The sequence below is a fragment of the Undibacterium sp. FT79W genome (assembly GCF_014284215.1).
Lineage (GTDB): Bacteria > Pseudomonadota > Gammaproteobacteria > Burkholderiales > Burkholderiaceae_D > Undibacterium > Undibacterium aquatile.
Genome location: NZ_JACOGB010000003.1, coordinates 96,428 through 122,988 on the forward strand (window position 1 = coordinate 96,428; position 26,561 = coordinate 122,988).

General features: G+C 49.0%; 24 protein-coding genes and 2 pseudogenes. 13 read left to right on the forward strand and 13 right to left on the reverse strand.

Translation table 11 applies throughout. The features are described 5' to 3' along the window. Nucleotides 1–31: 31 nt before the first annotated feature. Both H8K38_RS05855 and H8K38_RS05860 read right to left on the reverse strand, forming a co-directional pair. Entirely contained in the window at nt 32–826 is a 795-nt protein-coding gene (locus H8K38_RS05855) for a substrate-binding domain-containing protein (RefSeq protein WP_255422841.1), read from the reverse strand. 18 nt (nt 827–844) lie between these two features. After that, nucleotides 845–1,933, reverse strand: coding sequence for a porin (locus H8K38_RS05860; RefSeq protein WP_186883874.1), 1,089 nt, complete (start codon nt 1,931–1,933; stop codon nt 845–847). A gap of 158 nt (nt 1,934–2,091) precedes the next feature. Between H8K38_RS05860 and H8K38_RS05865 the strand changes: the two genes are divergently transcribed. From H8K38_RS05865 to map, 3 genes are all read left to right on the forward strand, one after another. Further along, nucleotides 2,092–3,012: a LysR family transcriptional regulator gene (locus H8K38_RS05865; RefSeq protein ID WP_186883875.1), complete on the forward strand. Its 921-nt coding sequence runs from the start codon at nt 2,092–2,094 to the stop codon at nt 3,010–3,012. A 2-nt stretch (nt 3,013–3,014) separates the two neighbouring features. Then, nucleotides 3,015–4,280, forward strand: a complete 1,266-nt coding sequence (locus H8K38_RS05870) for a cation:dicarboxylate symporter family transporter (protein WP_255422842.1) — start codon at nt 3,015–3,017, stop codon at nt 4,278–4,280. Nucleotides 4,281–4,988: 708 nt separating this feature from the next. Then, a complete protein-coding gene (map, locus tag H8K38_RS05875; RefSeq protein WP_186883877.1) occupies nt 4,989–5,786 on the forward strand; it encodes a type I methionyl aminopeptidase in 798 nt (265 codons plus the stop codon). A gap of 91 nt (nt 5,787–5,877) precedes the next feature. Here the strand turns inward: map and H8K38_RS05880 are convergent, their stop codons facing one another. Together H8K38_RS05880 and H8K38_RS05885 are read right to left on the reverse strand one after the other, a co-directional pair. Next, a complete protein-coding gene (locus H8K38_RS05880; RefSeq protein WP_370587065.1) occupies nt 5,878–6,585 on the reverse strand; it encodes an MOSC domain-containing protein in 708 nt (235 codons plus the stop codon). Next, complete coding sequence (locus H8K38_RS05885; RefSeq protein ID WP_186883878.1) at nt 6,582–7,286, reverse strand: glutamine amidotransferase; 705 nt, start codon at nt 7,284–7,286, stop codon at nt 6,582–6,584. The genes H8K38_RS05880 and H8K38_RS05885 overlap by 4 nt, the downstream gene beginning before the upstream one ends. A 152-nt stretch (nt 7,287–7,438) precedes the next feature. Between H8K38_RS05885 and H8K38_RS05890 the strand changes: the two genes are divergently transcribed. The 6 genes from H8K38_RS05890 to H8K38_RS05915 all read left to right on the forward strand — a co-directional run bounded on the left by H8K38_RS05890 (nt 7,439) and on the right by H8K38_RS05915 (nt 14,967). Continuing rightward, nucleotides 7,439–7,984 carry a helix-turn-helix domain-containing protein gene (locus H8K38_RS05890; RefSeq protein ID WP_186883879.1) on the forward strand — a complete coding sequence of 182 codons (546 nt, stop codon included), beginning with the start codon at nt 7,439–7,441 and terminating at the stop codon, nt 7,982–7,984. Between the two features lie 690 nt (nt 7,985–8,674). Continuing rightward, nucleotides 8,675–10,372, forward strand: a complete 1,698-nt coding sequence (locus tag H8K38_RS05895; RefSeq protein ID WP_186883880.1) for a methyl-accepting chemotaxis protein — start codon at nt 8,675–8,677, stop codon at nt 10,370–10,372. A 644-nt stretch (nt 10,373–11,016) separates the two neighbouring features. Continuing rightward, nucleotides 11,017–11,625: a TetR/AcrR family transcriptional regulator gene (locus tag H8K38_RS05900; RefSeq protein ID WP_186883881.1), complete on the forward strand. Its 609-nt coding sequence runs from the start codon at nt 11,017–11,019 to the stop codon at nt 11,623–11,625. 100 nt (nt 11,626–11,725) lie between these two features. After that, on the forward strand, nt 11,726–12,520 hold the full coding sequence (locus H8K38_RS05905) for an SDR family oxidoreductase (protein ID WP_186883882.1): 795 nt from the start codon (nt 11,726–11,728) through the stop codon (nt 12,518–12,520). Between the two features lie 34 nt (nt 12,521–12,554). Next, nucleotides 12,555–13,628 (forward strand): alkene reductase, encoded by a 1,074-nt coding sequence (locus H8K38_RS05910; RefSeq protein WP_186883883.1) that lies wholly within the window; start codon nt 12,555–12,557, stop codon nt 13,626–13,628. A 331-nt stretch (nt 13,629–13,959) separates the two neighbouring features. Beyond that, the gene (locus tag H8K38_RS05915) at nt 13,960–14,967 is read left to right on the forward strand and encodes an NADP-dependent oxidoreductase (protein WP_186883884.1); all 1,008 of its coding nucleotides are present in this window, start codon (nt 13,960–13,962) and stop codon (nt 14,965–14,967) included. A 189-nt stretch (nt 14,968–15,156) separates the two neighbouring features. On the opposite strand, the gene H8K38_RS05920 is transcribed toward H8K38_RS05915, so the two are convergent. Then, a complete protein-coding gene (locus tag H8K38_RS05920; RefSeq protein WP_186883885.1) occupies nt 15,157–15,804 on the reverse strand; it encodes an NADPH-dependent F420 reductase in 648 nt (215 codons plus the stop codon). A 121-nt stretch (nt 15,805–15,925) separates the two neighbouring features. Here H8K38_RS05920 and H8K38_RS05925 point away from each other — a divergent pair, with 121 nt between their 5' ends. Next, entirely contained in the window at nt 15,926–16,849 is a 924-nt protein-coding gene (locus H8K38_RS05925) for a LysR family transcriptional regulator (RefSeq protein WP_186883886.1), read from the forward strand. 80 nt (nt 16,850–16,929) lie between these two features. Here the strand turns inward: H8K38_RS05925 and H8K38_RS05930 are convergent, their stop codons facing one another. From H8K38_RS05930 to H8K38_RS05940, 3 genes are all read right to left on the reverse strand, one after another. After that, a complete protein-coding gene (locus H8K38_RS05930; protein WP_186883887.1) occupies nt 16,930–17,328 on the reverse strand; it encodes a helicase in 399 nt (132 codons plus the stop codon). Between the two features lie 53 nt (nt 17,329–17,381). Further along, nucleotides 17,382–18,230, reverse strand: a complete 849-nt coding sequence (locus H8K38_RS05935; protein ID WP_186883888.1) for an alpha/beta fold hydrolase — start codon at nt 18,228–18,230, stop codon at nt 17,382–17,384. A gap of 72 nt (nt 18,231–18,302) precedes the next feature. Beyond that, nucleotides 18,303–19,181 (reverse strand): alpha/beta fold hydrolase, encoded by an 879-nt coding sequence (locus H8K38_RS05940; protein WP_370587071.1) that lies wholly within the window; start codon nt 19,179–19,181, stop codon nt 18,303–18,305. Between the two features lie 657 nt (nt 19,182–19,838). Here H8K38_RS05940 and H8K38_RS18395 point away from each other — a divergent pair. Beyond that, nucleotides 19,839–19,958 (forward strand): annotated as a pseudogene (locus tag H8K38_RS18395) (ATP-binding protein); the annotation flags it as partial. Between the two features lie 88 nt (nt 19,959–20,046). On the opposite strand, the gene H8K38_RS05945 reads toward H8K38_RS18395, so the two are convergent. From H8K38_RS05945 to glmS, 3 genes and pseudogenes are all read right to left on the reverse strand, one after another. Beyond that, nucleotides 20,047–21,003, reverse strand: a complete 957-nt coding sequence (locus H8K38_RS05945) for a hypothetical protein (RefSeq protein ID WP_186883889.1) — start codon at nt 21,001–21,003, stop codon at nt 20,047–20,049. 208 nt (nt 21,004–21,211) lie between these two features. Beyond that, a pseudogene (locus H8K38_RS05955) lies at nt 21,212–21,550 on the reverse strand (transposase domain-containing protein); the annotation flags it as partial. A 142-nt stretch (nt 21,551–21,692) separates the two neighbouring features. Continuing rightward, nucleotides 21,693–23,510, reverse strand: a complete 1,818-nt coding sequence (gene glmS / locus H8K38_RS05960; protein WP_186883890.1) for a glutamine--fructose-6-phosphate transaminase (isomerizing) — start codon at nt 23,508–23,510, stop codon at nt 21,693–21,695. A gap of 159 nt (nt 23,511–23,669) precedes the next feature. Here glmS and H8K38_RS05965 point away from each other — a divergent pair, with 159 nt between their 5' ends. After that, nucleotides 23,670–24,131, forward strand: a complete 462-nt coding sequence (locus H8K38_RS05965; protein ID WP_186883891.1) for an Lrp/AsnC family transcriptional regulator — start codon at nt 23,670–23,672, stop codon at nt 24,129–24,131. On the opposite strand, the gene H8K38_RS05970 is transcribed toward H8K38_RS05965, so the two are convergent. Continuing rightward, a complete protein-coding gene (locus tag H8K38_RS05970) occupies nt 24,128–24,889 on the reverse strand; it encodes an ABC transporter substrate-binding protein (protein WP_186883892.1) in 762 nt (253 codons plus the stop codon). The genes H8K38_RS05965 and H8K38_RS05970 overlap by 4 nt on opposite strands. A 264-nt stretch (nt 24,890–25,153) precedes the next feature. After that, nucleotides 25,154–25,843 carry a Crp/Fnr family transcriptional regulator gene (locus H8K38_RS05975; RefSeq protein ID WP_186883893.1) on the reverse strand — a complete coding sequence of 230 codons (690 nt, stop codon included), beginning with the start codon at nt 25,841–25,843 and terminating at the stop codon, nt 25,154–25,156. Between the two features lie 117 nt (nt 25,844–25,960). On the opposite strand from H8K38_RS05975, the gene H8K38_RS05980 reads away from it, so the two are divergent. After that, nucleotides 25,961–26,548 (forward strand): HD domain-containing protein, encoded by a 588-nt coding sequence (locus tag H8K38_RS05980; protein ID WP_186883894.1) that lies wholly within the window; start codon nt 25,961–25,963, stop codon nt 26,546–26,548. Nucleotides 26,549–26,561: the final 13 nt, after the last annotated feature.

Genomic DNA, 26,561 nt, shown 5'->3' on the forward strand with positions numbered 1-26,561 from the left:
AACGAACAAAGATTAACGCTGAATCAGCGTCTTACTTTTTAGCAGCAACCGGCTCCAGGCCAGTCTCTGCAATCACACCGGAATTTTTTTCCGACGACAGGAAGTCAAGCAAAGCCTGTGCGTTTTTCTGTACCTTACTGCCGCTGACTATGGCTGCAGAGAAAGGCGTGCTCAGTTGTACTTCCTGCGGCAGCAAGCCAACAATATCAATTCCTGCGACCGGCAATAATTCGCTACGTTGCTGGCACCCGAAATCGGCCTCACCGTGAGCGATGATTTCACCGACAGGTGTGGCAGGAATTTGTGCTGCCTTGCCCTGCATCTGCTCTGCAATACCCAGCTTTTTCATCAATTGGTGCTTGATGTATTCACCGCTGGCACTGTCGGAATAAGCGACTGTTCGCGCTTGCAAAAACGCTTGTTTCAGACCTTCAACGGTGCTGATATCGGGCTTAGTATTTCCCGTTTTTACCGCGCAGGCGATCAGTGAATTTGCCAGCACCACTTTGCTACCGGCAACCAGTTTTCCTTCCTTCATCAAGGTGTCCAGAGAATCACCTACCATGATGACGACATCAATATTCTCACCACGAGCCATACGCACCGGGATCGCATTTGCGGTTGTTCCCATCGATGGCCCCCAGCCAGATATCAGCTTATCGCTACTACTCTTTTCATATGCAGAAGCGAGATTTTTGTATGCTTGCGCAAAGCCGCCCGAACTGATGACGCGAATGTCCTCCGCTGCTGCCAGGCTGGTAACAAATAAGCTGCTGGCCGCCAGCGTGAGTGCCGTCATATTGAAACGAAGTTTTAACTTCGACATAGTGATTCCTTTCATTGCTCAGAACTTGTGCATCAGACCTATCGTCAGGCCATAACCGTTACTGCTGTTCGTTTTGTTACCGCTAACACCGGCAGCATTAGCTTTCCAGTTTGTGTAATCAGTTTCGATATACGCAGTGCTACGTCTTGACAGGGATTTTTCCAGATAAATAAAGCTGCGATCAAAGCCATCATCGGCAAAGCCGGTGGCTTCACGACGAACGCGGTAGTACGCCGATGTCAGCGTCAGATCTGCGGTTAATGCCAGTGCAGCACCGCCAGAGGCGATGTGTTGGCGGGTTTGTTTTGTTGTGCTGGTATCGGCGCGGTTCTGACCAAAATTGACCTTCAGTTGCACGCTACCCAATTGATAGGCAGCACCCAGGGTATAGGCCTGTAAATCAAAGTCAGCGCTGTTCTTGAATTTCATCCAGGCGCCAGAGATATTCAATCCGTCTTGTTGATACGCGAGGCCGACACCCATGGTCGACAAGGCGCTGCTATTGCCCGCCACTTCACCAAATGAATATGACGCCCGCGCCACCAGCGGACCAAAGTCACCGGTGTATTTCAGCATGTTGTCCAGACGATAGTAATTGTCGTTGTAGCCGCTGGTACCATACTGGACGCCAAACGCATGAGTACCAAACGCGGTATTGCTCAGTGCCGTGACATTAATATTCGGGTTGAGGCTTGCATACCGCATCCCCAGCGGATCAACCGTCGAAATCGCATCCGACAGTATCGTTGCCTGGCGGCCGGCGGTCAGGCTGCCATAACCGGTTTTAATGCCAACGAAGGCGAGGCGATCAAATAGCTTGTCTGATTTTGCAGATGCGCCGGTATCGATGTTTAAGCCGCCTTCAAGCTGAAACAGGACAGTCATATCAGCACCAAGAGACTCTTGTCCTTTGAAACCCCAGCGGCTGGTATTATTGACGCCGCTGCTGACGGAGCCGGTGGAACCGGATACGACAGGCGCATTGCTGGCATTGATGCCGTTACTGTAATGGACGCCAAGATCCGCGATGCCATACGGTGTGACAGTAGATTGTGCAAAGGCACCGCTGCTGATGCCCAGCAAGACGACGAGATAAGAGGGTTTCATGTGGTCTCCGAGGTATTGCCTTCTTAATGAGGCCTTGAAATGTCTGTAATGCTTGGTTTGAGCCGGTCAATATTCACGTACCGCCGACTTTTTATTTGGTCTGCATCATCCGCCACATGGCATAATTTGTGAATTGCAATATTTATTAAGATTAATGCATGGGACGCATCAATTTCGATTTACAAGAACTGCAGGCCTTTGTCGCCGTCGCAGAACGCAGCAGTTTTAAACAGGCGGCGGAAGATCTGTTTTTATCGCAACCGGCATTGAGTCGCCGCATCGAAAAGCTGGAAGATATGCTGGGCGTCAAATTATTTGAACGGACCACGCGGCGCGTGCAATTGACTAATATCGGCAGAGTATTTCTGAGCAACGTCCGTACCGCACTCGATGAACTGGAAGGCGCGATACTGAACATGTCAGATCTGGCTGCGCACCGCACCGGCATCGTGACCCTGGCATGCGTTCCATCGGCAGTGCATTATTTTTTGCCCGACGTATTGAAAGGCTTTACCGAGCGCTTCCCCAAAATACGCGTGCGCATATTTGATGAGAGCGCACAAGACGTGCTGAATCTGATATTGGCTGGCGAGGCGGATTTTGGTATTAACTTTGCCGGTGCTGAAGACCCGGAAATTGATTTTCACCCAATTTACAAGGAGAGTTATGTGCTGGCGATGCGCCATGATCACGCACTGGCAAAACGCAAAAAATTATCCTGGAAAGAAACTGCCAGCGAGCGCTATATCTCGGTCTCCAAGTCCAGCGGTAACCGCAGCTTGATCGACAATGCGTTGGCCGGCGTAGAAAAACACCCCGTCATTTTTTATGAAGTGAACCATGTCTCTGGCATTCTGGCACTGGTTGAAGCAGGCATGGGAGTCGCCGCCGTTCCTCGCTTATCGCTGCCCAAATATATGGATGCAACGCTGGTCGGCATTCCCTTAGTCAATCCTTCCATCCACAGAACCTTAGGCTTGATCTCAAAACGCGGGCGCATCATGCCACCAGCAGCCAGAACCTTATTCGACATGTTGGTGCAAAGTAGTAAAACGAATAAATCAGTGCTGCCGAAATGACCTTGCCCTTCTCATTTCTGAGCAAACGTTTGTATCTGCAAGTTTTGCTTGCCGTGTTTCTCGGCATAGGATTTGGTCATTTCTGGCCAGCACTGGGAACAGAATTAAAACCGCTGGGAGACGCATTCATCAAACTGGTCAAAATGATGCTGGCTCCGCTCGTGTTCTTTACGATCGCTGGCGGTATCGCAAGCCTGAATGAGCGTCGAGGAGTTACCAGCACGCTTGTCAAAGCGATGCTGATTTTTTATTTGCTGACTTTACTGGCGTTGTTAACCGGATGGCTGGCAGCGTCCCTCATGCGTCCAGGGGCAGGCTGGCATTTTCACCCGACCGCCACCGACAAAAATACTCTGTCGCCAATGTTAGGCCATGCCGAATATCAGGGTTTCGCCGATTTCATTCTCCACATCATCCCGCATTCCTATGTCGGTGCTTTTACCCAGGCCGAGGTCTTACCAGTCTTGTTGCTTGCGGTACTGACCGGTTTTGCGGTCGCCCGTAGCCGACGCCCCGGTGACCGTATGCTGACAACAATTGATGAGTTAAGCCGCCTGTGTTTTAACATTTTTGATTACGTCATGAAACTGGCACCATTGGCGGCATTCGCCTCTATCGCCTATACGGTTGGACGTTTTGGCATAAAGTCTGTGGCTGCGTTCAGTTATCTGATTCTGAATTTCTACATCGCTTGCGCGTTTTTTGTCATCGTCATTCTTGGAAGTCTTGCGAAGCTGCATGGTTTCAGTCTGTGGAAACTGATGAGTTATATCCGGGAAGAGTTGCTCGTTGTATTGGGTACATCCTCATCAGAGCCGGTGCTGCCGCCGCTCATGAAAAAACTACAAACGCTCGGTTGCAAAAAAGATGTTGCAGGATTGGTGTTACCGATGGCGTATTCGTTTAACCTCGATGGCACCGCAATTTACCTGACGCTCGCCTCAATGTTTATTGCCCAGGCCTGCGACATACAACTCAGCAATGGTCAGATCCTGAGCCTGATCGCCACTATGTTGCTGACATCAAAAGGTGCCGCCGGTGTCAGTGGCAGTGGCTTCGTCACACTGTTGGCAACGCTTACTGTCATTCCGGATCTGCCGTTGGCAGGAGCTGTTTTATTGCTTGGCATAGACAGATTCATGTCAGAAGCCCGCGCTGTCACCAGCACGATCAGCAATGTTGTGGTGTGTATCGTCGTTGCACTCTGGGAAGGTGCCTGTGACAGAACGATACTCAAACATCAGCTTGAAACATCAAAGTCAATATAAGGCCGGATGTCGTCATGTATTGCAGAGGTAATCTATCCTGAATTCGTCGTATTCAAGCTTGTTCACAAAACGGATTCACAATAATACGACGAGACTGAATCAGCACGGCATCCAGCGGTAAAGTGCTCAGCACTGACGATACGCATAAATTCTCCATCCCAAATTTGGTAATAGCACCTGCTCTAAACCAACCGATCAAGTAAGTTGATTACACACCAGGCAGACCTCACTGCAGTAAGCATGTCGGACACTCCTGAATGAGCCTAACGTTACCACGTCAGCATAAAAAGAGCTCCGTGGAATTCCATCAATACTCTCTCATGTTTTTCTACGCATGAATCACAAACGTACGTTGAAATTATATTGAAACGAACTCGAAACGATAAAAAAAGACCATAAAAATTCGTGCAGACAAACATCCCATCAGTCTATCGGCGCAAAAAATATCGCTTGCTGATAATATACGAAATATATACAATACATATACATTACATACATCCCTATAAGGTTGGAAATTTTGAATACCTTCAATGATCTGCACAACCAGATGTACACAGCAAACACGATGATGACCGCAACCATGAATAGAAAATCTGCTGGAATAAAGATTGGTAGCTTGATTGATGTCAGGCCACCGCAGACTGTCACTGAAACCTTTACCCGGGAGCAAAGGAATGCTCATGCCAGAGCGATAGTCGGAGCATTCATATGACAAAGCGACCGGAAGAAATCGCCTTAATGGCGGAGTCGGGCAGACTACTGGCGCAGGTATTTAGCCATCTGGATAAATTGAGCTTGATCGGCATGTCGACCATGCAGGTAAATGACTTGGTCGATAGATATATTGTGAATGAGCTTAAGGCACGTCCGGCAAGCAAAGGTCAATACGACTACGCTTACGCGCTGAATTCTTCACGCAACAACGTCGTCTGCCATGGTGTTCCTTCCACCTCGGATATCTTGTTGAACGGAGATATCGTCAATTTTGATATTACGTTAGAGAAAAACAACTTTATCGCTGATTCCAGCAAAACCTATCTCGTCGGCGATGTATCGAATGCTGCCAGACGGCTGGTAAAAGTCTGCTATGAAGCCATGTGGAAGGGAATCAACGTTGTCCGTCCGGGTGCCCGGCTCGGCGATATCGGTCATGCTATCGAGCGTCACGCCAGGAAAAACGGCTATTCTGTCGTGAGAGAGTATTGCGGTCACGGGATTGGCCGTGAAATGCACGAGCCACCTCAAGTACTGCATTGGGGAAGACCGCACACCGGACTGATAATGCAGGAAGGAATGGTGTTCACCATCGAACCAATGATTAATCAAGGTCGTCATACCGTTAAGACGGAGGAAAATGGCTGGGCAGTCGTTACGACTGATGGGAAATTATCCGCGCAGTTCGAGCATACGGTAGCGGTAACACGTAACGGGGTACAGGTTTTAACGCTGCGCCCCGAAGAAATAGCATTATCTGAATCCGCCCACGGGAAGAGTTTAGACATATAGTCCAGACATTCAGCCAGTTGCAAAAATACGCCCCCTCAAAAATGGAGCGTATGCGACTTTTCGATGAATTCCGCCAGCTGTGATTGATACGTCAAAAGATCGCAGGTGTTTGCAAGCGGCGCTGCCAATCTTCAACACTGCCGTTTCTTAATCGGTCTTGCGCGATTTTTCTCCACGAGGGTGTCAGCTCCTCAAGTTCACTCATGGCTTGCATTGCTTGTGCATTCATGGTGTCGATATACAGGTGATGTAGCAAACGTGCCAGCGACCAATCCGGTTGTGTACGATCAAGCAAACGCAAGCTATCGCCCGGTGCAACGGAACCTGCTTGCAGGACACGGTAATACCAACCTGTACGCAAACTGTTTTGCACGATGCTGGCCATATGATGGTTTTCAAAACGGAGATTCAGTTTCCAGCACGGCTGCCGCGCTTGTGTCACTTGCAGTATTGCAGTACCCAGCATAAAGACATCGCCGATGCAAACCTGATGCTCAGTCCAGCCAGAGGTAGAAATATTTTCACCAAAGCCGCCCGGACAAAAGCGTGACGCTGCATCGTCCCCGAATTGCACGCGCCAGATAACATAATGTTCAGACGGATAGTGGTGTACGGCCTTATCCGGCCCGCCGTGATACAACTTGTCACCCTGTTCGTCTCCCTGCAAGCCGGACGTAGTAACTGATACTGCATCCCAGACCTGCTGTTTTTGTATAGCGCTGACTTCACCATTTGGCCCGAAAGCACGCGCTTGCCCGATAAAGATTGCATCAATGGTGCTTTGAATAGTTCGCATCATCGCCCGCACACGTTAAGCCATTCAGCGAAAAACAAACGCGCCTGTTGTGTCAGTTTCGGGCCATGGATAGCGGTCTGTTGACGCATCAGTGACGGCGAATGTTTTTCATGCTGTATTTCATGGGCATGCCCGACATACCAAGCCTCCAGGCCGGTGGCAGTAACTTCTGGGTGACATTGAAACGCCAGTGCGTTTTTTCCCCAGCTATATACCTGATTTTGACAGGCGTCACTTGACGCCAGCAATTGTGCGCCAAAAGGTAAATCGAAGGTATCGCCGTGCCAGTGGAACATCGTGCAATCTCTTTCGTCAAAATATCGCACCGGCGTATGCTTACCTTCCTGCGTGATCCTTAGCGGATACCAGCCTAGCTCTTTGGTTGTTGCCGGATACACACTTGCACCGAGTGCCCGCGCCATCAATTGCGCGCCGAGGCATATCCCCAGTGTCGGCAAGTCTGCATGCAGACGCTGCTGTAAAAAATGTACTTCTTGCAGCAAAAATGGGAAATGGTGATCTTCGTAGGCACCGATAGGCCCGCCCAGCACGATACAAACATCGGCATCAAGCGGGTTGAGTTCAGCCCAGTTGTTGTTGCAGGCATTGACTTCCTGAATAGAAAAATTCATCTCCTTCAGCAAAACAAGAAAACTACCCGCATCTTCAAAAGCGACATGATGGATGATTAACGCCGTTTTCATCTTCAACCTCCAACTGGCAAAATAGAATAAATTTCATAAATCAAAATGACACGATGTGTCATATATTACACTAATTGTCATTTAATTTTCCATTCCTGGAATTTCAGTAAGATTCATCAGATCAGGCAAAAAATAAGAAACGGAAAACAAAAATGTCGCAAAAAATTAAAATGCTGCGCCAGCAAATGGGCATGAGTCTGCAAGATATGGCAGATGCCAGCGGTCTGACCAAGAGTTACTTATCAAAGGTCGAACGCGGAATCTGTGTACCTTCGATTGCCGCCGCGATTAAAATTTCCACAGCACTGAAAATCGATGTCGGCCAGTTATTCAGTCCCACAAGCAGCAGCGAAATGCTTTCTGTCGTGCGACACAATGAGCGCCTGTGCATCGTCAGAGCGGCTGGTGAGGGCAGCAGCATGGAAGCCTTGGCAGCAGAAATCAACAACAAGCGCATGCAGCCTTTCATTGTGTACCCGCCCAGTGAGCTGTCCGACGGCCCGCATGCTGCTGGACACGCGGGTGAAGAGTTCTTATACGTATTAACGGGGAGCATAGAAATTCAATTCCCCGACCATCGCGAGCAACTTAAGAAAGGCGATGCGATTTATTTCAACGCACTGCTACCGCATTGCTTGCGATCTGCCGGTAAGCAACAGGCATCAGCGTTGGTGGTGATTAGCTACGATCAGGGGTAAGTTTGAAGCAGAAGAAATCGTAAGTCAGAAATCAGAAATCAGAAGACGCTACTACGCGACACGGACTCTTCCGTAATTCACGCCATATCAGGATGAGCTGATATTGCGATTGTTTGACCATCCCATCTTGATAAATAGCGGTAAGTGGAAAAGAAAATGCTGCTCAGCAAGAGCAAAAATTTCTGGTGTAAAAAATCACCAAATTCAAACTCGCCAACGCACAGGGCGAGCTTTCTTGAAGAAGGTAAGGTGATGCATCCCGACTCAGCCCACTGACTTGATGCGGGAAACAGTGCGAGCAATATCACACTACTGTTAATCACATAGTACGAACCACTACACAAACGTATGTTGAGGCCTCAGGCTTAACATATTCATCATTAGCGCCGAGTTCGCGCAGAGCACAGATATCCGAAGGTTTGAGCATATTTAATCAACTTAATCGTTGCCTGATTTAAGCAAAAACGCGACAGAGAATTAAATATAGTTAAATGAGCTTCGCACTCCTTTTCCTCAGAGCAATTTCTAACTAAAGTGAAGGCTAGTAGTTATATTTTTCTGCAATAGCTGCTGTTTTTATTTGTCGTTCTGACTCATACCGTATGCACGATTATAAGGAGCACAGTTACCTTTACTAAGTAGCTAGCGCATAGTCAGATTTCCCTACGAAGATTACTAGCCGGAGTAAAAATGACCATCGCCAAACGTCTCTATATATTAATGGCTGCAGTTTTGATTGGTATCGTAACGCTGATTGGCATTGGGATTTCTCAGATCAATAAAGTGTTTGAAACGACGAATTATGTGAACGTCAATGTTGTTCCTAGTTTGATCGATCTGAATCTGATTAAGTCTGGAACTGCGCAGAATCGTATCTTGAGCTGGCAGTGGCTGGCTGCATCCGATCCTGCAAAAAAAGCTGAACTACAAAAGAAAATTGACGAAGCAGAGTCCGGAGTACTCAAAGCCTTTGATAAATACGAGAAAGATGACATTAGTAACGATAAAGATCGCTCGATGTTGTCAGATGACAGAAAAGCTTTTGAGGTATACCGGCAGATCCGGAATAAGGCGATCGAGATCGGTAACGGTGCCGGTGCTGAAGAAGCCCGGGCTTATCTGTTTTCTCAGCAGACCGATGCAAACAAGGTAGCAAAGCTAGTCGATGATCATATTGATTACAATGTACAGATAGGTATAAACAGCGCTGAAGAAGCCAAAAAAGTGCAAAATTCCGCTATCTGGATGTCACTCGCCATTGGTGCAATCGCACTGGCAGCGATTGGACTGATGGGGATCCGTTTAGCGCGTAACATTTCGTCTTCTCTCAATTCGGCAATTGATATCGCAGAACGTGTGGCGGCCGGTGATTTGACTCAGGTGATCGAAGTCAAAGGCACGGATGAAGTCGCAAAATTGATGATTTCCCTGAAAAACATGTCCTCCAGTCTTGAGCATATTTGCACAGAGATTCGCCATAGCACTGATTCGATTGCGACTGCTTCTGGAGAAATAGCTTCCGGTAATATGGATTTGTCGTCACGTACTGAACAGCAAGCTGGTGCGCTGGAAGAAACCGCGTCGTCAATGGAAGAGCTGACCTCGACCGTGAAACAGAACTCAGACAATGCACGTCAGGCGAATGTCCTTGCAAGCACCGCAACAACACTGGCAGTGGAAGGTGGTAATGTGGTCGGCCAGGTGGTGCATACCATGGGTGAAATCAATGAGTCCGCGAGAAAGATCGTGGACATTATCAGTGTGATCGATGGAATTGCTTTTCAGACGAATATTCTTGCGTTGAATGCGGCTGTCGAAGCTGCACGTGCCGGCGAACAGGGACGAGGCTTTGCGGTGGTGGCGTCAGAGGTGCGGAATCTGGCGCAGCGTTCCGCTTCGGCTGCGAAGGAAATTAAAGCGCTGATTGATAACTCGGTAGAAAAAGTCGATGCCGGTAGCCGCCTGGTAGATAAGGCGGGTAATACGATGTCCGAAATTGTAACGGGAATCCATAAAGTCAGTGATGTGGTGAGTGAGATCAGTAGTGCCAGCAGTGAACAGAGTGCGGGCATAGAGCAGATTAACCAGGCGGTTGTTCATATGGATGAGACCACGCAACAAAATGCAGCGCTGGTCGAAGAGGCCGCTGCAGCTGCTTCTGCGTTGCAGGATCAGGCTGAAAAACTGACAGAACTGGTTTCTTTTTTCAAGCTCAGAGAAATGGGTGGCGCGTCTAAACGCTCAGTTTCAAGGACAACACAAACGACAGCACCCGCACCGAAACCGGTAGCAAAAGCATCTGCCAAGCCAGTCGCCATTGCCGCTCGCCCTGCATTGAAAACATCCGCGTCGACCAACGACTCCGGCACTGATTGGGAAGAGTTTTAATCAGTGTGAAAATACGAAATCGAGAGAGCAATATGGATGATCCAAATGCAAAAATTACATAAGAAATGCCCTATTCTCTCTCGGCAAAATATCTTCCTATCTCGCGCGATAAGTTAATCGAGATGCCCCAAGCATTTGAGAGCAGATTGTTCGAGATGGTTTGTGAACAGACCGGGAGTTCCAACGAAGTGTTGTACGTAATGCTGGAATCGTTGAAGTTAAGAAAATAACTTTTTCTGACCACAATTAATTGTGCTATTTGTCACCGAAAAGGCGCTTATTGTTTAAGTTCACGCAAGGCAATCCTCCCCCCAAAAGACAACGTTAAAAGTAGAATTTTCTTACATGAGATTTTGAGGAAGTTTTACGCGAAGACGTCACGCTTTAGCGACAGCCAGATCATCAGTATTTTGAAACAAGCCGAGAGGCGCGCGCTCTGGAGTGCCACTCCGAAGCAGGAATTCGCCCAACCGACTTATCCTCTACTTTTTGCTTTGCTCAGTAATGGGGAAATACCCATTATCGGGAATAAGACATTTGGCTTCAAAGTACTTTCTTCACTGCAGGTTGATCTTTCAGCACTGTTCTTTCCAAACTGTCGAAAAAAAATACTTTGTCTCAAGCACGGATTTTAAAATTAATATATGATGGTAATCATGCAGAAAAAAACAAATCAATCCCTGACACCTGGTCGTAAAGAACTCACTCATGGCCGCATCGTAGATGTAGCGTCTCGCGCGATTCGTCGTAGTGGCTACAGCGGCACTGGCGTGGCAGATATTATGAAAGAAGCTGGCCTTACGCACGGCGGATTTTATGCACACTTTGAATCCCGGGATGCTTTATTGGCTGAAGCAGCTGGCAAAGCGGGTAGCGATTCAGTGGCACTCGCAGCGCGCATTGCTGCGAGTGCCCCACCTGGTTTGGCGGTACAGGCGATGATGCAAGCATACCTGGCGCCTGAGCATATAGCGGGTATCGAGACAGGCTGCCCTGTTTCGGCCTTGGCTTCTGAAATGCCTCGGCAAGCGCCAGAAGTAAGGCACGTAGCGACTATGCATATTAAGGAGATGATTGATTTGTTTGCCAGACAGATGCCGGATTGGGGACAACCAGATGCGCACGAACGTGCAATGGCTCTGCTGTCTGCTTTGATCGGAACAACCATGCTCGCACGTGCTGTGGATGATCCAAAGTTGTCCGCGGCACTCTGTGCTGCAACAATGAAACAATTCGCAACTACTGCCGATTGAATTACCGGCAGTTTTTTTTAACAAAATATATGATGATCGTCATATATTATTTACTAATAGCTCGTGCCGATGGCGCGGCACTTTCAAAGAAGGATTTCAAATGACTAATTCATCACAAAAAACTGCTGTTGTAACAGGAGCGTCGTCAGGCATCGGTGCAGTGTACGCAGACCGGCTTGCTCAGCGCGGCTACAACTTGGTCCTGGTTGCACGTCGCGAAGATCGGCTTCAGTCCGTCGCAGCCGCAATTAAATCAAAATATAGTGTGCAAGTTGACATCTTGTGCGCTGATTTAAGTACCGAAGACGGCTTGTCCACTACTGAGCAATTGCTCAAAGAAAAATCGTTCGACCTGCTCGTTAATAACGCAGGTATCGCCAGACTGGCTCCGCTTGCACATGGTCCGTTAAGTGATTCGCTCTCACAAATTGCCCTGAACATCACAGCGTTAACCCGGCTCACCCAAGCCATCCTCCCCGGAATGAAACAACGAAATTCAGGAACCATTATCAATATAGCCTCGGTGATGGCATTCAGCACCTTGCCTATGGGTGCGGTTTATAGCGGAACCAAAGCATTCGTACTGTCCTTTAGTCAAGTATTGCAGCAAGAACTCTCTGAAACAGATGTCAAGATACAAGTGGTGCTCCCAGCAGCGACTGCTACCGAAGTATGGGATAACTCGGGTGTGCCATTGTCAGCACTTGACCCCGCTGCTGTTATGCAGACAGAAAATATGGTGGACGCAGCGTTACAAGCATTGGACAACGGCGAGGTTGTCACTTATCCATCGGTGGCTGATGAGGGAATGATTTCACGTTTGGAGGAAGCAAGAGTAGCCGTCTTCGCGGCTGCGCAAACCAGCCAGGTCGCTCCACGTTTAATTTCGCAATAATTTTATCAATAAGATTTTTAATAAAGGCACAAAAATGTTATTTGAAACTTTCAAGCTCCGCGACGTTGATCTCAGCAACCGGACAGTTATGGCACCTCTTACCCGCAGCCGTGCTACAGAAAACAATACCGCCAACAGTTTAATGGCAGAGTATTACGCTCAGCGTGCGACCGCCGGGCTGATTATCACTGAAGGTACATCGCCGTCGCCTAACGGTTTGGGCTATGCGCGCATCCCAGCGTTATTTGAGGAAGACCATGTTAAAGGCTGGAAATTGGTCACCGATGCTGTCCATGCTAAAGGCGGCAAAATCGTTGTGCAGTTAATGCATACTGGACGCGTAAGCCATCAAGAAAATCTGCCAGAAGGTGCTGAAGTACTGAGCTCTTATGCAGAAGTCTGTCCAGGTGAAATCTGGACAGACTCCATGGGCAATCTTCCCTACACACTTCCGCGCGCGATGAATACAGCGGACATCGACGCGGCCGTCGCCGAATATGCTGCTGCCGCAGTGTTAGCAATGAAAGCAGGGTTTGATGGCGTTGAACTTCATGCTGCTAATGGCTACCTTATTGAACAGTTCCTTAACGCAAACGTTAATCGTCGTGACGACGCCTACGGCGGGTCGGCCGAACGACGCAACCGCTTTTTACTTGAAGTCACTCGTGCCACAATAAAAGAAATCGGTGCGAACCGGGTTGGCGTACGCTTATCACCATACGGTGTAGTCAATTCAACTGGCATCTATGATGGCATCGACGATCAGTACATTCCACTGGTCAAAGAGTTGTCCGGGCTTGGACTGATGTACATTCACGTTCTGGATCATGCAGCAATGGGGGCACCAGCAGTTCCTTCCGAGTTAAAAACGGCTCTGCGTGCCGCATTCAACGGTCCTTTCATCCTTGCCGGTGGATTTGACAAAATGAGCGCTGAGCAGGCTCTTACTAGTGGACAAGCTGATCTCATTGCAATGGGGCGACCATTTTTAGCAAATCCCGACCTGGTTGCACGTTTACAGCAGGATCAAGAATTGAATAAACCTGATCCCAGCACTTTCTATACGCCAGGACCACGAGGCTATACTGACTACCCACTGAAAGGATAGTCCATCGAAATTCAGCTTCTGTGTGCTCTTGATTTTTGCTCGCTACTAATTTTTTACCGTCAAATTAGTAGTTCAACATATACCGGAAGCTGGTTATGGCAGCCGTCACCCCATTGCGCTTTATGTTGCTTTCGGAGTGACCTCCATAGCGGTAGCAGCAGAGGTTTCGTACACGCTGGCTTTTTCTGGTCGGTCAGGAAAAATATCGCTAAGCTGTCTATACAACAGTATGCGATAAATTAAGTCAGTTTCAGCGCCTGCGTTCAGCATCTGACCAACTATCAGCGAAAGAAGATGGGCGATCATCATTCAAATATAAAGAAAGTAAAAAATGAAAGCACTTGTCCTGAAGCGGTATGGCAAAGCTGACCAAATTGAGTTTGCCGATGTACCAAATCCCTTGATCAAACCCAACGAAATACTAGTTCGCATTCATGCAGTCGGCCTGAATCCAATCGATTACATGATCCCCAAGGGCGCGTTCAAGCCCATGCTGAAATTTGATTTGCCCGCAACCCTGGGCAGTGATCTGGCTGGTACTGTCGTCGAAGTAGGAAGTCAGGTCACGCGGTTTAAAGCAGGTGATGCTGTTTTCGCCAGCCTGTTCGACCTTGGCAATGGCTCGCTTGCCGAATTCGCCGCCGTACCGGAACACGTGGCTGCGCTCAAACCTGCTAACCTGAACTTTGTTCAGGCAGCCTCTATACCCATGGTGGCATTAACTTGCTGGCAAGCTCTCAATGAGCGTATCAAAGTCACTCCCGGGCAAAAGGTATTCATACCAGCAGGCTCTGGTGGTATCGGAACGTTTGCTATCCAGTTAGCCAAATACCTCGGCGCACACGTTGGTACAACGACCAGTACCGCAAACGTCGATTTAGTTCGTAGTTTGGGAGCCGACGATGTGATCGACTACAAGAAGCAGGAATTTGAGAACGTGCTGAGCGGTTATGATGTGGTGCTGGGAACCGTCCGGGGAGATGGCATCGAAAAAGCACTACGTATCCTGAAGCCAGGGAGCAACGTTGTTTCGCTGATCGGTCCACCAGATGTTCCATTCGCCAAGGCGCGCGGAATGAATTTCCTGATGACGTTGATCTTCGGCTTGCTAAGCCGTAAAATTATCCGCCTTGCTAAACGGCAAGATAGCAACTACTCCTTCCTGTTTGTTCGTCCGGACGGCGAGCAGCTCGGTAAAATCAGTAAGCTCATTGAAGCCGGCACGATACGTCCGGTAGTAGACAAAGTATTTCCTTTTTTTCAAGCGAAACAAGCCTTGGCGTATCTTGAACAGGGACGATCAAAAGGTAAAGTGGTTGTGGAATTAGAGCAGAGATAATTCTGAGTTCGATCTGCAGCAACACTTGCACTCACCATAGAAAACGATCAGTACAAATCATCCTCACTAAAGACGAGATAGATCGCTGCACGTTTTTCCGAGCTACTTGCAGCAACAATTATCTCGCGAAACGTACTTCGCTCTCCCAGCAGTTGCCGGCATTTTCTGCCGGGGGAGCCCCTGTTTCAATCAGATGCTGACGAAATTGTGCGTTGACAGCGGGCCAAATGGCAGCGAGGCAAGTGGCCCACCAACATCGAGCGGGCCGAGGTCGATCGGGAAGAATCCGGCTATTTCCATGATGTCACGCACCTCAGCTTTTGCGGCAGCGTCGTCACCCGAGTAAAACAATACGCGTTTGCCACCTGCTGTTTTTGGTTCTTTCAGCACATTGACGTCGTTGTGGTTGAACGCTTTGACGACGCGTGCGCCAGGAACGAATTGCTGGATGATCTGACTCGAGTGCTTTCCGCCGAGATCGACCGCCTTGATCCCGTAAGCCGCGAGGGGATTGCTCGGATCGTTCGCATCTGGCGAGGTTGCGGGGTCGAAGAACTCTACGGGGTTAGTACCGTCGATCACAATGCGATCATTCCACGCTGGCAGGCTACCCAGTACTTTTTCTGCATCAACCCAGCGAACCGCGACCAGCACTATGTCTGCGCTTGCTGCCTCTTCCACTGTACCTGCCTTGATAGATGGCCCCAACTCTTTGACCAGCTCTGCCAGCGAAGCAGGTCCACGGCTATTAGAAATGGTGGCCGAGATTCCTGTGTTGGCGAGAATGCGGGCGAAGTTGGAGCCGAGCGCGCCCCAGCCAATGATACCGATAGTCATACTATTTCCTTTAAATCAAGTGAATAAACTGTTTGCTGAGTTGAATTTTAGGGTCTTGCTATTTATATTGTTAGTAGCATTCAACTATAATCAGTTTCAATTATTACTTTAAAATAAAGCCATGGAGACTCTCGCCAATCTGGAATCCTTCGTACGCAGTGCCGAGAGCGGTAGCTTTTCTGCTGCGGCACGTCGTCTCGGTTTGACACCGGCAGCAGTGAGCCGGAACGTTGCGTTTCTTGAGCGCAATCTTGGCGTTCGACTCTTCGCACGCAGCACGCGCGGTCTGACATTGACTGAAGCGGGCGAACGTTTTCGACTATCGGTACAGAGTGGTCTCGACAGCATTCAGGAAGCCATCGCTGATATTAAGATGAATGCAGGGGAACCGGCCGGTGTCTTGAAACTAAGTGCTGCACCTGGATTTGGTATGGATTTTCTGTTGCCTCTGATGCCTGCATTTCTCGAACGTTATCCCGGCGTAATTCCTGATTGGGTTTTTGATAGCCGTCCGCTGGATCTGATCGCGGGCGGCTTTGATGCAGCGATAGGCGCTGGCTTTGATCTGCCACCGGGTATGGTAGCGCGTGAACTGGCACAAATCCATTTGATTGCGGTGGCTTCGCCAGCCCTATTACGGGGTAAGCGTCATCCCAAAGATCCAACCGGACTTGCTGAATTCCCCAGTGTTGTGTTGCGCTCGCCATTGACTGGCCGCGTGCGCACGCAGGTTATGCGTAATAAATCAGGCCTCGAAGTCACGGCAAAGCAGCAAGCGGTCATGCTTGTCAACGATCCGGATGCACTCTGCCGCGCCGTGGTGCTGGGCCTGGGCATCGGCTTAATACCCGTGTCACACGCCACTTCACATCTGGAAAATGGTTCGCTGGTGCGGTTACTGCCAAATTGGTACGGCGATGTGGGTGCGATCTCGCTGTATTTCACTAGTCAGAAACTGTTGCCAGCGAAGACGCGCGCTTTTATCGATTTTGTTGTCGAGGCATTTAAGGTACAGAAACTGCCGCAAGTCCTCGCCACTCATTAGCGTACCGTTGAGCGTGCGCATTTTCGCAGTCTGCGTGGTTCTATGACCTGGCAAGTTATGAGGCAGCAAGCATATGCTGCTCAAAAGACGGTGCGATCATAGGGTGAGAAAACCTTAGGCGGCTGCAAAAAGGCACTTAGCCCCTGAAACCACATAACCTCGCGAAAATCTCCGCTAACGACAAGATCCTTGCTGCCCACTCCTCGGATGAAAGCCGCTTGACTATCCTTGGCCGAAAGGATCTCGAAGCCTTTCACCGCATCTGAGAATGTGAAAGTGAATTGTGGGTGCGGAGCAAGTCCAGAAAAGGAACGGATGGTTCCGGATCGGATCTCATAATAGCGACCAACGCCTGAAGCGGTGCAGATCTGGAACACCAGCACTTTTCCCTGAACGTAGCGTCCACAAAGAGGATTATTATTGATCTGTCGTCTTAGCAATTGGTTGAAAAACCATAACAATAATTTGAATTTCAGCATGGCGGCCTTTAGATATTTGATACGTCAATTGAAGAGATTGAATAGTGTTACCGTCACTCCGCAAGGAAGTGCACTGCGTGATACAGAAAGCGTTCTGGGTACTGGAACTGGGCTCCGTGCCCTGCCTCTGGATAAATAAAAAGCTGCGCATCAGGTATGTTGCGGGCCATATAAAATGAATTCACTGTCGGAATCATCACGTCATGCACACCATTGAGTATGAACGTAGGCTGATTGATAGTACGCAGATAAGCAAACGGGTCCTCCTCGGACAGTCGCGGCAAATAGTGCATATTGGCTTCGATCTGTGCGTTGGCAGCCTCAAGCGACGACGGAGGATCCTGATCAGCGCGCAGGTGGCGACGCTGCCAGAATTCACGCGAGGCCTGAAGCGCGCGCGGTGAGCGTCCAAAGAACAGATACTGGAAGTCTTCCAGTGTGGGCACTTCGTGTACGGCGGTAGTCAGTACCTGCGCCTCCATCTCTGGATCTCCACCACGCGGTCCAGTGCCAAGCAGCATGAGCTTGCGCACAAGATGTGGATGACGCCAACATAGATCCAGTGCTTGAAAACCTCCCAGTGAAAAACCAAGCAGGTCAATCTGCGACAGATTCAACGCCTGTACAAATTCTGCCGCGTCATCCGCCATGTCTTCGATACGTGTGCGCGGCTTACCGCCTGAAGAAGCGACACCCCGGCCGTTAAATAGAATGACCTCACGCCCTTCGGCAAGACCATCCGTAAGCAAGGGATCCCAATGATCCATGCCACCCCGAAAATGCTGAAGCATCAGGATGGGCGGCAGATCGGAGTCTGTATTTCCCCAGCGCCGGTACGCAAACTGCGTGTTAGCAATGTTTACGTAACGTGTGGGCGCGGTGTTATGGGTATCAGTCATCATTTATCGTCTGTTGAGTGGCGTTCGCCTTGAGATCGTCATTGCGTTAGATCGGGCGCTGTGCCGGTTAGTGATTTAGCGTGCCAGGAAGTCCAGGACGGATGGCACAAATTCGGCGTGATACTGAAATATGCCCCCGTGCCCCGCATCTGGATAAATGACGAGGGTGCTATTCGGTAGTCGTTGTGCGAGGTCGCGTGAGTTGGAAGTCGGTACCATACGATCCTGATCCCCATTCACCACAAGAACCGGCTGTGTGATTACCGACAAGTCTGCCGGAAGTTTGTTACCCCATGCTTTCAATGCCGCAAGTTGTGCCAGATATGCGGAGACGGCGATGTCCTTATCGCGGTCTTGCGAGCGCTCTTTCAATCGTGCAAGGAATGCCTTCCCTGCCGCGATGCCATCGGGGGTGCGGGTGAAGAATAAGAACTGCTTTGGGTCCTGGAACGTGATCAATCCACGCAAGATATCCAAGTTAGCAACACCCGCTACTGAACTGATCCCTTCACCGCCAGCCGGCCCGGTTCCTGCAAGGATCAGCTTGCGGACTAGCTGTGGATGCTTTAGTACGATTTCCTGAGAGACCATTCCCCCCATTGAAAAGCCGAACAGGTCAACCTGCTCAAAGCCCATAGCTTTGATGAAAGCGACTGTATCGTCAGCCATTTCCTCAATCGTCTCAGGCGTCGCACCGCTGGACGCGCCGATACCACGGTTGTTAAATACGATAACGTGATGTTTTGCCGCGATGCCATCCACAACGCGCGGGTCCCAGTTATCGAGTACGGCAGCTAGATGGTTGAGTAGCACCACTGGTGTACCACCATGTTGCTTTCCTAACTCACGATAGGCAAACTTGATTCCGGCAGCAGATATCGTTTGCGTCGGAGTCTTAGCCCAGGCGAATGAGGCATTGGAGGCATCGATAACTGGTGCAGGGTTGTCTGCCATCACAGCAAATGGTGTCACCAATGTTCCAACAACGATGGACGCGTGTAAAAGCGCTTTTTTTAACTTCATTACATAGTGCATGAGATGACTCTCCTGGTTAAATTTTCTCTGACATTTATTGTGGCTCTCATGTGAGGCACCTGATAGATTTCCAGACGCTTATTACAGGAATATCCAACTAGCCCAGAGGCCTGGCTCGTTAGAATGGGGCCGATATGTGTGTTGCCATAAAAATCAGCCATGTTGGAACCTCCTAATCAGATGTTCAAAAATCCGGGTCGCCAGCAAATATATGACGATCATAATATATTATGATCGTCATATATTCAACCATTCAATGATGCGATCTTAAAAAAATACGATGTGGCTGAAATTTCGTGCCGGATAAGGCAACATCACGGCTTGCGAACGGACTGGCGAACCGCTCGAACCGAATGCCCTGGCTCATCAAAAGATAAGGAAAGCTGACGATCCGGATCAGGCCCTGAATCTGGATAACATCGAAGTCATAAATGCGGATCCTCACGTAGTGCACCATGCGAACGAGAGAAAGATCGACTTCAATTGATTCGGTAACGTCGTCCCAGGTATGCGCTTGCTGTTCGCACGTGATTCGTCACCTTACTCTGGACTGAAACTCCGCGCAGCCCTATAGCTCGAATCACGCATCATTGCGATATCGTGGAAACCGGCAACGACAGCTACCGTTTTAAAGAGAGTGCCCAGCAAACAAAAAAGGAGAGAAAAACATCCAAGTTATCCACATCCCAGACGTAAAATAGTAACGAAAAGGGTGGGTCAAAATTCAATGCAAAGCTGGGTCAGTTTTAAATGCAAATCAACAGCCTAACCCTTGAAAACACAACTACTTGTCAGAATTAAGTAGACATTTATATCCCGAAGCGATTGAATAAGCATGGTTGCGGCCAGCAAGTGCTATCACTGCACTCCCTTCAGATACTTTTGACAAAAGTAGTTGCGCATAGTGAAAATCTCTGAATGTCTTCTCACGTCTTATGATTTCGTTCGTAAATCGACCGCCAGTGTCTTCCGATGATAGCAAGGGATTAAACCAAGTCGCGGGCGTTTGACGCCAATCGAAGTCAGGCCAAATCTTTCTAACTGCGACAGTTAGGTCGAAAATGTTTTTAATTGAGACAACATCGTCCAATTCCCTGGCGATTTGATTCCACATCCTAAGCTTTTCGAACGTCGCATCCTCGAGTCTCTCGCCTGAGGCCCTGTGTCGATCTCTTACGAGCTGAGCCTCGCGTAGAACCAATGTGAGTATGATCTGATCCGCGGAAAAGTACTTGCGTAGATTTACATAAAGATCAATATCGCGAGGTTCCAAAGGAAGTACGGTAACCCTGCGCTCCCTCGCTATAAATCCGAGGTAGCTCGGCTCGCCGCGAGTTGCTATGACGGACTCCTTTTCTTCCGGCAACTTGCGCAAGTAGGACACGTCATTTACCTCTATGTATGACTCGCTGGGCTTTTCTTTATCGAAGGTGCTTTCGATTAAGTTGAAAAGACTGCGATCCGGCGATGTAACGTGTGGCCCGCCTAAAAATATCAATTGTCCATTCGAAAGACTAGAAATCATCCGCACTTCGTAAATGTCGTCGCGTGGCTTCTGCGCACTTAGGTTTAGTGAACGTGTCCGTGCGATCGTTCCAATAGGCGCATTAACAGCGGTAGCGTTCTGCAATTGGAAACATCTTTCGAGTGCATCCGGTGCAAGCTCATGCCCCTGACTTACTTGGGCGTGCGATGGGAGACAAAACAGCAAACTACCCAACAAGCGCATTACAAATTTCATTGCGGTACCACCTTTCCTTGAATCTCTAGTGCAATTTAATACTACCTGATTAGTCACGACTCTCAGCCCCCTTGCGAATCTGCCGCTCACGCTTTGGCGCAGTAAGTGCAGCGTGACTGAGCAGGTTACGCAGAAGTTCCGCGAGGTTGAAGCGCGAGTTGAAGCGGTATGCGAAGGCACCGAGGTACTGTCGGGCGTACGTAAGCAGTTATTTCCGCCCGATATTACCCCGCCGATCCGCGTCATACAAGTCTGAGCGCAGAGAATTGTTGGCAAACATCTGTTTCCAGACGCGTGGCGTCAGCCGATGCACCAACGACGCAGGATGTTGACTGATACGCTGGAGCACATCGACAAAGTAGTCGTACGAATTGATATCATGCATACGGCAAGTCGTGATCAGGCTTTGGACGATCCCAACTTGCTTGGCACCAAGCTCTGTCCAACAAAAAATCCAATTCTTTCTTCCCATGGGAATAGCACGTAGGGCTCGCTCAAGATGGTTGGTGTCGATTGCGACATCAGGATCATCCAGATACACCGACAATCCAACCCGGCGCTCACGGATAGCGAGCAAGTCTTATTAGGCTTTGCGGGAAGTAAGCCCCCCGGCAAATAACCTATCGATTCGACAGCGCGCTAACCTATCTTTTAAGCTCGGACAACAAGTCAAAATTCCCGATTTTTCCCTATTCGACTGTGACACTTTTTGCTAAATTTCTTGGCTTATCAACGTCGGTGCCGCGAGCAAGGGCGGTGTGATAGGCGAGTAATTGTAGTGGCACGACGTGCAGGATAGCGGATAGTTGTCCGTAATGTTCAGGCAGGCGAATCACATGCACACCTTCGCTGGAGGTGATGTGCGAATCGGCATCGGCGAATACAAACAGCTCGCCGCCACGGGCGCGAACTTCCTGCAGATTGGATTTGAGTTTTTCAATCAGTGCGTCATTCGGTGCCACTGTTACCACTGGCATTTCTTTAGTCACCAGCGCCAGCGGGCCGTGTTTCAACTCACCTGCGGGATACGCTTCTGCATGAATATAAGAAATTTCCTTGAGCTTGAGTGCGCCTTCAAGCGCGATTGGGTAATGCAAGCCGCGACCGAGGAAAAGGGCGTTTTCTTTTCTGGCGAATTCTTCAGACCAAGCAATGATTTGCGGCTCCAGTGCAAGTACGGCGCTGACAGCCAATGGCAAGTGGCGCAGCGCTTTAATATGTTCGGCCTCGTCCGCATCACTAAGCCGGCCTTTGCTTTGTGCGAGTGTCAGCGTCAGTAAAAACAGCGCTACCAGTTGCGTAGTAAATGCTTTAGTCGATGCGACGCCAACTTCAATACCGGCGCGTGTGATATACGACAAAACACACTCTCTGACCATCGCGCTGGTGGAGACATTGCAGATCGTCAGCGTGTGCTGCATCCCCAGCGAACGGGCATGTTTTAAGGCAGCCAATGTATCTGCCGTTTCACCACTCTGCGAGATAGTGACGACCAGCGAATTGGGATTCGGCACGCTGTCGCGGTAACGGTATTCGCTGGCGATTTCTACATTGACCGGAATTTTTGCAATCGACTCCAGCCAGTATTTTGCGGTAAGCCCAGCGTAATAGCTGGTGCCGCAAGCGAGTATCAGTACCGAATCAATTTGCTTGAAAACGCCGTAGGCTTTATCGCCAAATAACTCAGGCATGATGCTGGTGACGCCTTCGAGTGTGTCACCGATAGCACGTGGCTGTTCGAATATTTCTTTTTGCATGTAATGACGATACGGGCCGAGTTCAGCCGCACCGCTGTGCGCATGAACGGTACGCACTTCGCGTTCCGCCGCTTTGCCATGCACATCGACAATCCAGCAGCGCTGCAATTGCAGATCAACGACGTCGCCCTCTTCCAGATAAATGATCTGGTCGGTTGTTCCTGCCAGCGCCATTGCATCTGAGGCGAGAAAATTCTCACCTTTGCCGACGCCAACGATTAACGGCGAACCCTGACGTGCACCGATCACGCGATGCGGCTCGTCCCGGCAAAATACCGCAATCGCGTAAGCACCCGTCAAGCGTTTCACTGCTTGCTGCACTGTCTCAAATAAATCGCCCTGATATAAATGATCAACCAGATGGGCAATGACTTCGGTATCGGTCTGGCTTTCAAAAACATAGCCGAGCGCTTTTAATTCGGTGCGTAATTCTTCATGATTTTCGATGATGCCGTTATGCACGAGCGCAATCCGATCGCGTGAAAAATGTGGGTGGGCATTGGCGGAAGAAGGCACTCCGTGGGTCGCCCAGCGCGTATGCGCGATGCCGGTAAAGCCGGATAAGCCACTCTGCTCCACCTGCGCCTGTAATTCGGCAACACGGGATGTGCTGCGTGAGCGCTGCAACTGACCATTGACATGCAAGGCAATACCGCAGGAGTCATAACCACGGTATTCGAGACGCTTGAGCCCTTCAAGCAGGATAGGCGTGATGTTACGCTGAGCAACTGCACCGACGATACCGCACATAATGACCTCGTGAATGTGAAAATAGAATGTATCTATGCTAATGTAGTTTGATTGATTATTTATTTCAAAATTTGAGTTATTATGAAATTTGTCGAATGACAAATTTCAATTTGATTTTTTATTTCACAACTAAATAAAAATTAATAATTTATTTCAATCATGACGATGTTAGATGAGCTTGATAAACGCATCCTGCAGCAATTGCAGCAAGATGCATCACTGACCAATCACGAACTGGCGCAGCGCGTGCACGCATCGGCACCGACCTGCATGCGACGGGTGAAACGCCTGATTGAGGAAGGTGTGATTGCGCGTCAGGTGGCGATTCTGACACCGGAAAAAGTAGGCGCGGGATTAACTGCGGTTGTCGAAATAACGCTGGATCATCAGGCAACAGAAAAACTGATCGAGTTTGAACAGAGAGTCGCTCTCGAGCCTGCCGTCCAACAATGCTACCGGGTGTCACCGGGGCCGGATTTTATTCTTATCATTCAAGTCGCTGACATGACCGCATATCATGCGCTGGCGCATCAGTTGTTTGCGACCCAGAGCAATATCAGAAACGTCAGAAGTTTCTTTTCAATTCTGCGCAGTAAATTTGAAACCAGAATTGCAATCTAGTCAGGAATCTGACCTGATGAGCGTAAAGTATCGCGCGGACGGACACTATCTTTCAGAAATTCTTTTTTGTAATAACGCTGAAAGCCTTTCCAGATCAAACCATCACTTGCAGCACGTTCAAAAATTTCCTGTAGTGCCTGCACATCCGCAGTGCTTAATGATTTTTTAGAAAAATAGACGCCGCTTTCACCCCAGTTCAATTCTTGCAGCGGCTGATATTGCAATTTATCTTCGAGATCAGTAACGCGTTCATCAATCTGTACTGAACCGGCGAAAATCGACGGCGCCATCAGCGTGTAATCGGCCGCACCGGACTTCAACAGACGGGCAACCGAGACCGGATCAGCTTCGAAGCGGAGCCGGTTCCGCTTCTGTAATTCCTTAAGAAACGCCTGATACTTTTCTCCGTAATCAAAACCGCGTACTACCGCTATTTTTGCCGCTTTCTGCTCCAGTAGTTCCTTGAAATTTTTTACAGGAATACTTTGCTCCTGAACAGAAATCAGCATCGCCCGATTAGAAATGAGTGGGATAAAAAACCCCAGCTTATCGCGCCTGGCCGTACGCGTTGCCGGTATAAGAATATCCGCATAACCATTTTCAAACATCATTTCAAGCCGGGCACGCGGCACAATTGAAAGTTCAAAATTACATTTTTCTTTTGCAGATAAATCACTCAGTATTTCAGGATACACCCCAGAAATATTTTCTCCGCTGACGATAACACTTAAACCTGTCGCAGCCAGGGGAACCTTCATAGTGCGAGAACAATTGCCATATGCTGCAGAAGTGCCGGCAAAAATAATCGTTAAACAAAAACACACTGTCTTGTGCAGAATTCGCATAGAAGAGCCTGTGGAAAAGCGGGATAAATATCCAAATACGAAGCTATTTTTTGTGACGTGAAATGAAAACTATAGTGCTGGATTTTGCAAAGAATAACAAGGAAAACAAAACCAAAAAATATTGTATCAATTGATTAATATAGCCTTAATTACATTATCTTTCACTTATCTCCGGCTTTAATCTTTTTCACACAGCGTGCTCAGTTTATCCAGCGATGAAATCCGGATAGAGCGATACCCGAGCCGGATCAATCCTGCTTGCTCAAAAAATTTCAATTCCTTGGAAAGGCTCTGGCGACTCATTCCCAGCATCATTGCCAGCGATTCCTGCGATACCGGAATATCCATTTTTTCTGACTCGCCTTGTTCTTTCTCGCTATTCGCCAGCAATACCAGGCGTCTCGCGACCCGCGCTCTGGCTGAACGTAAATGCGCATCTTCAACGATGCCGTACAACAAACGAATACGTTTCGCCAGCATCTGCGCAACGGCCAGGGCAAAGTCTGCGCCTTGCATCAGATGATCAAAACAGGCCGGAGTCATCATCAACACTTCAGCACGCCCAATCGCCGTTGCATCATGCGTTCTCGGTTTGCCATCAATCAGGGAAATTTCACCGAACCACGTGCCAGGCTCAAGAATGGTCAGTATCGCCTCGCGCCCATCTTCACTCAAGGTCGACATTTTCAGCTTGCCGCCCAGCAAAGCATAAAAACCGGCTGGCGCATCGCCCTGACGGAACAACATTTCACCAGGTTGCAGATAATGTTTTTCGCTGCAATCCAGCATTTCCTTGCGGGTCGCTGCGGGTAATGCCGCAAACCAGTCATCACCGACAAGTGAACTGAGTACAGAAGATGGTGGCATAAGCTGGATTCGTGGATAGTGGGCGCTGGATCGATACGGGTAATTGTAAAATATTTGACAGTTTGCTGCCGGGTGCGCCTGTATGGTGAGAGTACAAAAATTAAACAGGAGACAAAAATGCCTCATCGCGCTCATTTCCAGCGTATGGAAGACAGTACGCAACAAGACTGGCAACTGATAGCCGGCGAATTTATGCAATTCGCGCAAAAATTACCTGATCGCGTCATCCAGCATCTGCAGTTACTCGAAGGTGATTACGGCGGCTTCCCGATTGATCGTTACACCCACTCATTACAAACCGCCACCCGCGCGATGCGCGATGGCCGTGATGAGGAATATATCTGTTGTGCTTTGTTGCATGACATCGGCGACACGCTTGGTAGTTTTAATCACCCGGATATCGCTGCGGCAATCCTGAAGCCGTTTGTCAGCGAAGAAAACCTATGGATGGTGCAACATCACGGCATCTTTCAGGGGCATTATTTCTTTCACCATCTGGGTATGGACAGGGATATGCGTGAACAATTCCGCGACCACCCACACTTTGAACGCACCGCGGAATTCTGCGCGCTGTATGACAACCCGTCGTTCGATCCGCACGCAGAAACTTTTCCGATGATTGAATTTGAACCCATGCTGAAGCGCTTGCTGGCACAGCCCAAAAATACGATTTACAAAGCCGCAGTTACACCTAAACACCAATAAAAATGAACAGGAG

Excerpts from the sequence above, each read along its gene's own strand:
- H8K38_RS05945 (WP_186883889.1), bottom strand. The coding sequence starts at position 21,003 with ATGAAATTTGTAATGCGCTTGTTGGGTAGTTTGCTGTTTTGTCTCCCA.
- H8K38_RS05935 (WP_186883888.1), bottom strand. The coding sequence starts at position 18,230 with ATGATGACTGATACCCATAACACCGCGCCCACACGTTACGTAAACATT.
- H8K38_RS05900 (WP_186883881.1), top strand. The coding sequence starts at position 11,017 with ATGATGGTAATCATGCAGAAAAAAACAAATCAATCCCTGACACCTGGT.
- H8K38_RS05880 (WP_370587065.1), bottom strand. The coding sequence starts at position 6,585 with ATGATGCGAACTATTCAAAGCACCATTGATGCAATCTTTATCGGGCAA.
- H8K38_RS05895 (WP_186883880.1), top strand. The coding sequence starts at position 8,675 with ATGACCATCGCCAAACGTCTCTATATATTAATGGCTGCAGTTTTGATT.
- H8K38_RS05865 (WP_186883875.1), top strand. The coding sequence starts at position 2,092 with ATGGGACGCATCAATTTCGATTTACAAGAACTGCAGGCCTTTGTCGCC.
- H8K38_RS05920 (WP_186883885.1), bottom strand. The coding sequence starts at position 15,804 with ATGACTATCGGTATCATTGGCTGGGGCGCGCTCGGCTCCAACTTCGCC.
- H8K38_RS05890 (WP_186883879.1), top strand. The coding sequence starts at position 7,439 with ATGTCGCAAAAAATTAAAATGCTGCGCCAGCAAATGGGCATGAGTCTG.
- H8K38_RS05915 (WP_186883884.1), top strand. The coding sequence starts at position 13,960 with ATGAAAGCACTTGTCCTGAAGCGGTATGGCAAAGCTGACCAAATTGAG.
- H8K38_RS05905 (WP_186883882.1), top strand. The coding sequence starts at position 11,726 with ATGACTAATTCATCACAAAAAACTGCTGTTGTAACAGGAGCGTCGTCA.
- H8K38_RS05885 (WP_186883878.1), bottom strand. The coding sequence starts at position 7,286 with ATGAAAACGGCGTTAATCATCCATCATGTCGCTTTTGAAGATGCGGGT.
- H8K38_RS05855 (WP_255422841.1), bottom strand. The coding sequence starts at position 826 with ATGTCGAAGTTAAAACTTCGTTTCAATATGACGGCACTCACGCTGGCG.
- H8K38_RS05980 (WP_186883894.1), top strand. The coding sequence starts at position 25,961 with ATGCCTCATCGCGCTCATTTCCAGCGTATGGAAGACAGTACGCAACAA.
- map (WP_186883877.1), top strand. The coding sequence starts at position 4,989 with ATGACAAAGCGACCGGAAGAAATCGCCTTAATGGCGGAGTCGGGCAGA.
- H8K38_RS05930 (WP_186883887.1), bottom strand. The coding sequence starts at position 17,328 with ATGCTGAAATTCAAATTATTGTTATGGTTTTTCAACCAATTGCTAAGA.
- H8K38_RS05940 (WP_370587071.1), bottom strand. The coding sequence starts at position 19,181 with ATGGCAGACAACCCTGCACCAGTTATCGATGCCTCCAATGCCTCATTC.
- H8K38_RS05965 (WP_186883891.1), top strand. The coding sequence starts at position 23,670 with ATGACGATGTTAGATGAGCTTGATAAACGCATCCTGCAGCAATTGCAG.
- H8K38_RS05925 (WP_186883886.1), top strand. The coding sequence starts at position 15,926 with ATGGAGACTCTCGCCAATCTGGAATCCTTCGTACGCAGTGCCGAGAGC.
- H8K38_RS05910 (WP_186883883.1), top strand. The coding sequence starts at position 12,555 with ATGTTATTTGAAACTTTCAAGCTCCGCGACGTTGATCTCAGCAACCGG.
- H8K38_RS05970 (WP_186883892.1), bottom strand. The coding sequence starts at position 24,889 with ATGAAGGTTCCCCTGGCTGCGACAGGTTTAAGTGTTATCGTCAGCGGA.
- H8K38_RS05860 (WP_186883874.1), bottom strand. The coding sequence starts at position 1,933 with ATGAAACCCTCTTATCTCGTCGTCTTGCTGGGCATCAGCAGCGGTGCC.
- H8K38_RS05975 (WP_186883893.1), bottom strand. The coding sequence starts at position 25,843 with ATGCCACCATCTTCTGTACTCAGTTCACTTGTCGGTGATGACTGGTTT.
- glmS (WP_186883890.1), bottom strand. The coding sequence starts at position 23,510 with ATGTGCGGTATCGTCGGTGCAGTTGCTCAGCGTAACATCACGCCTATC.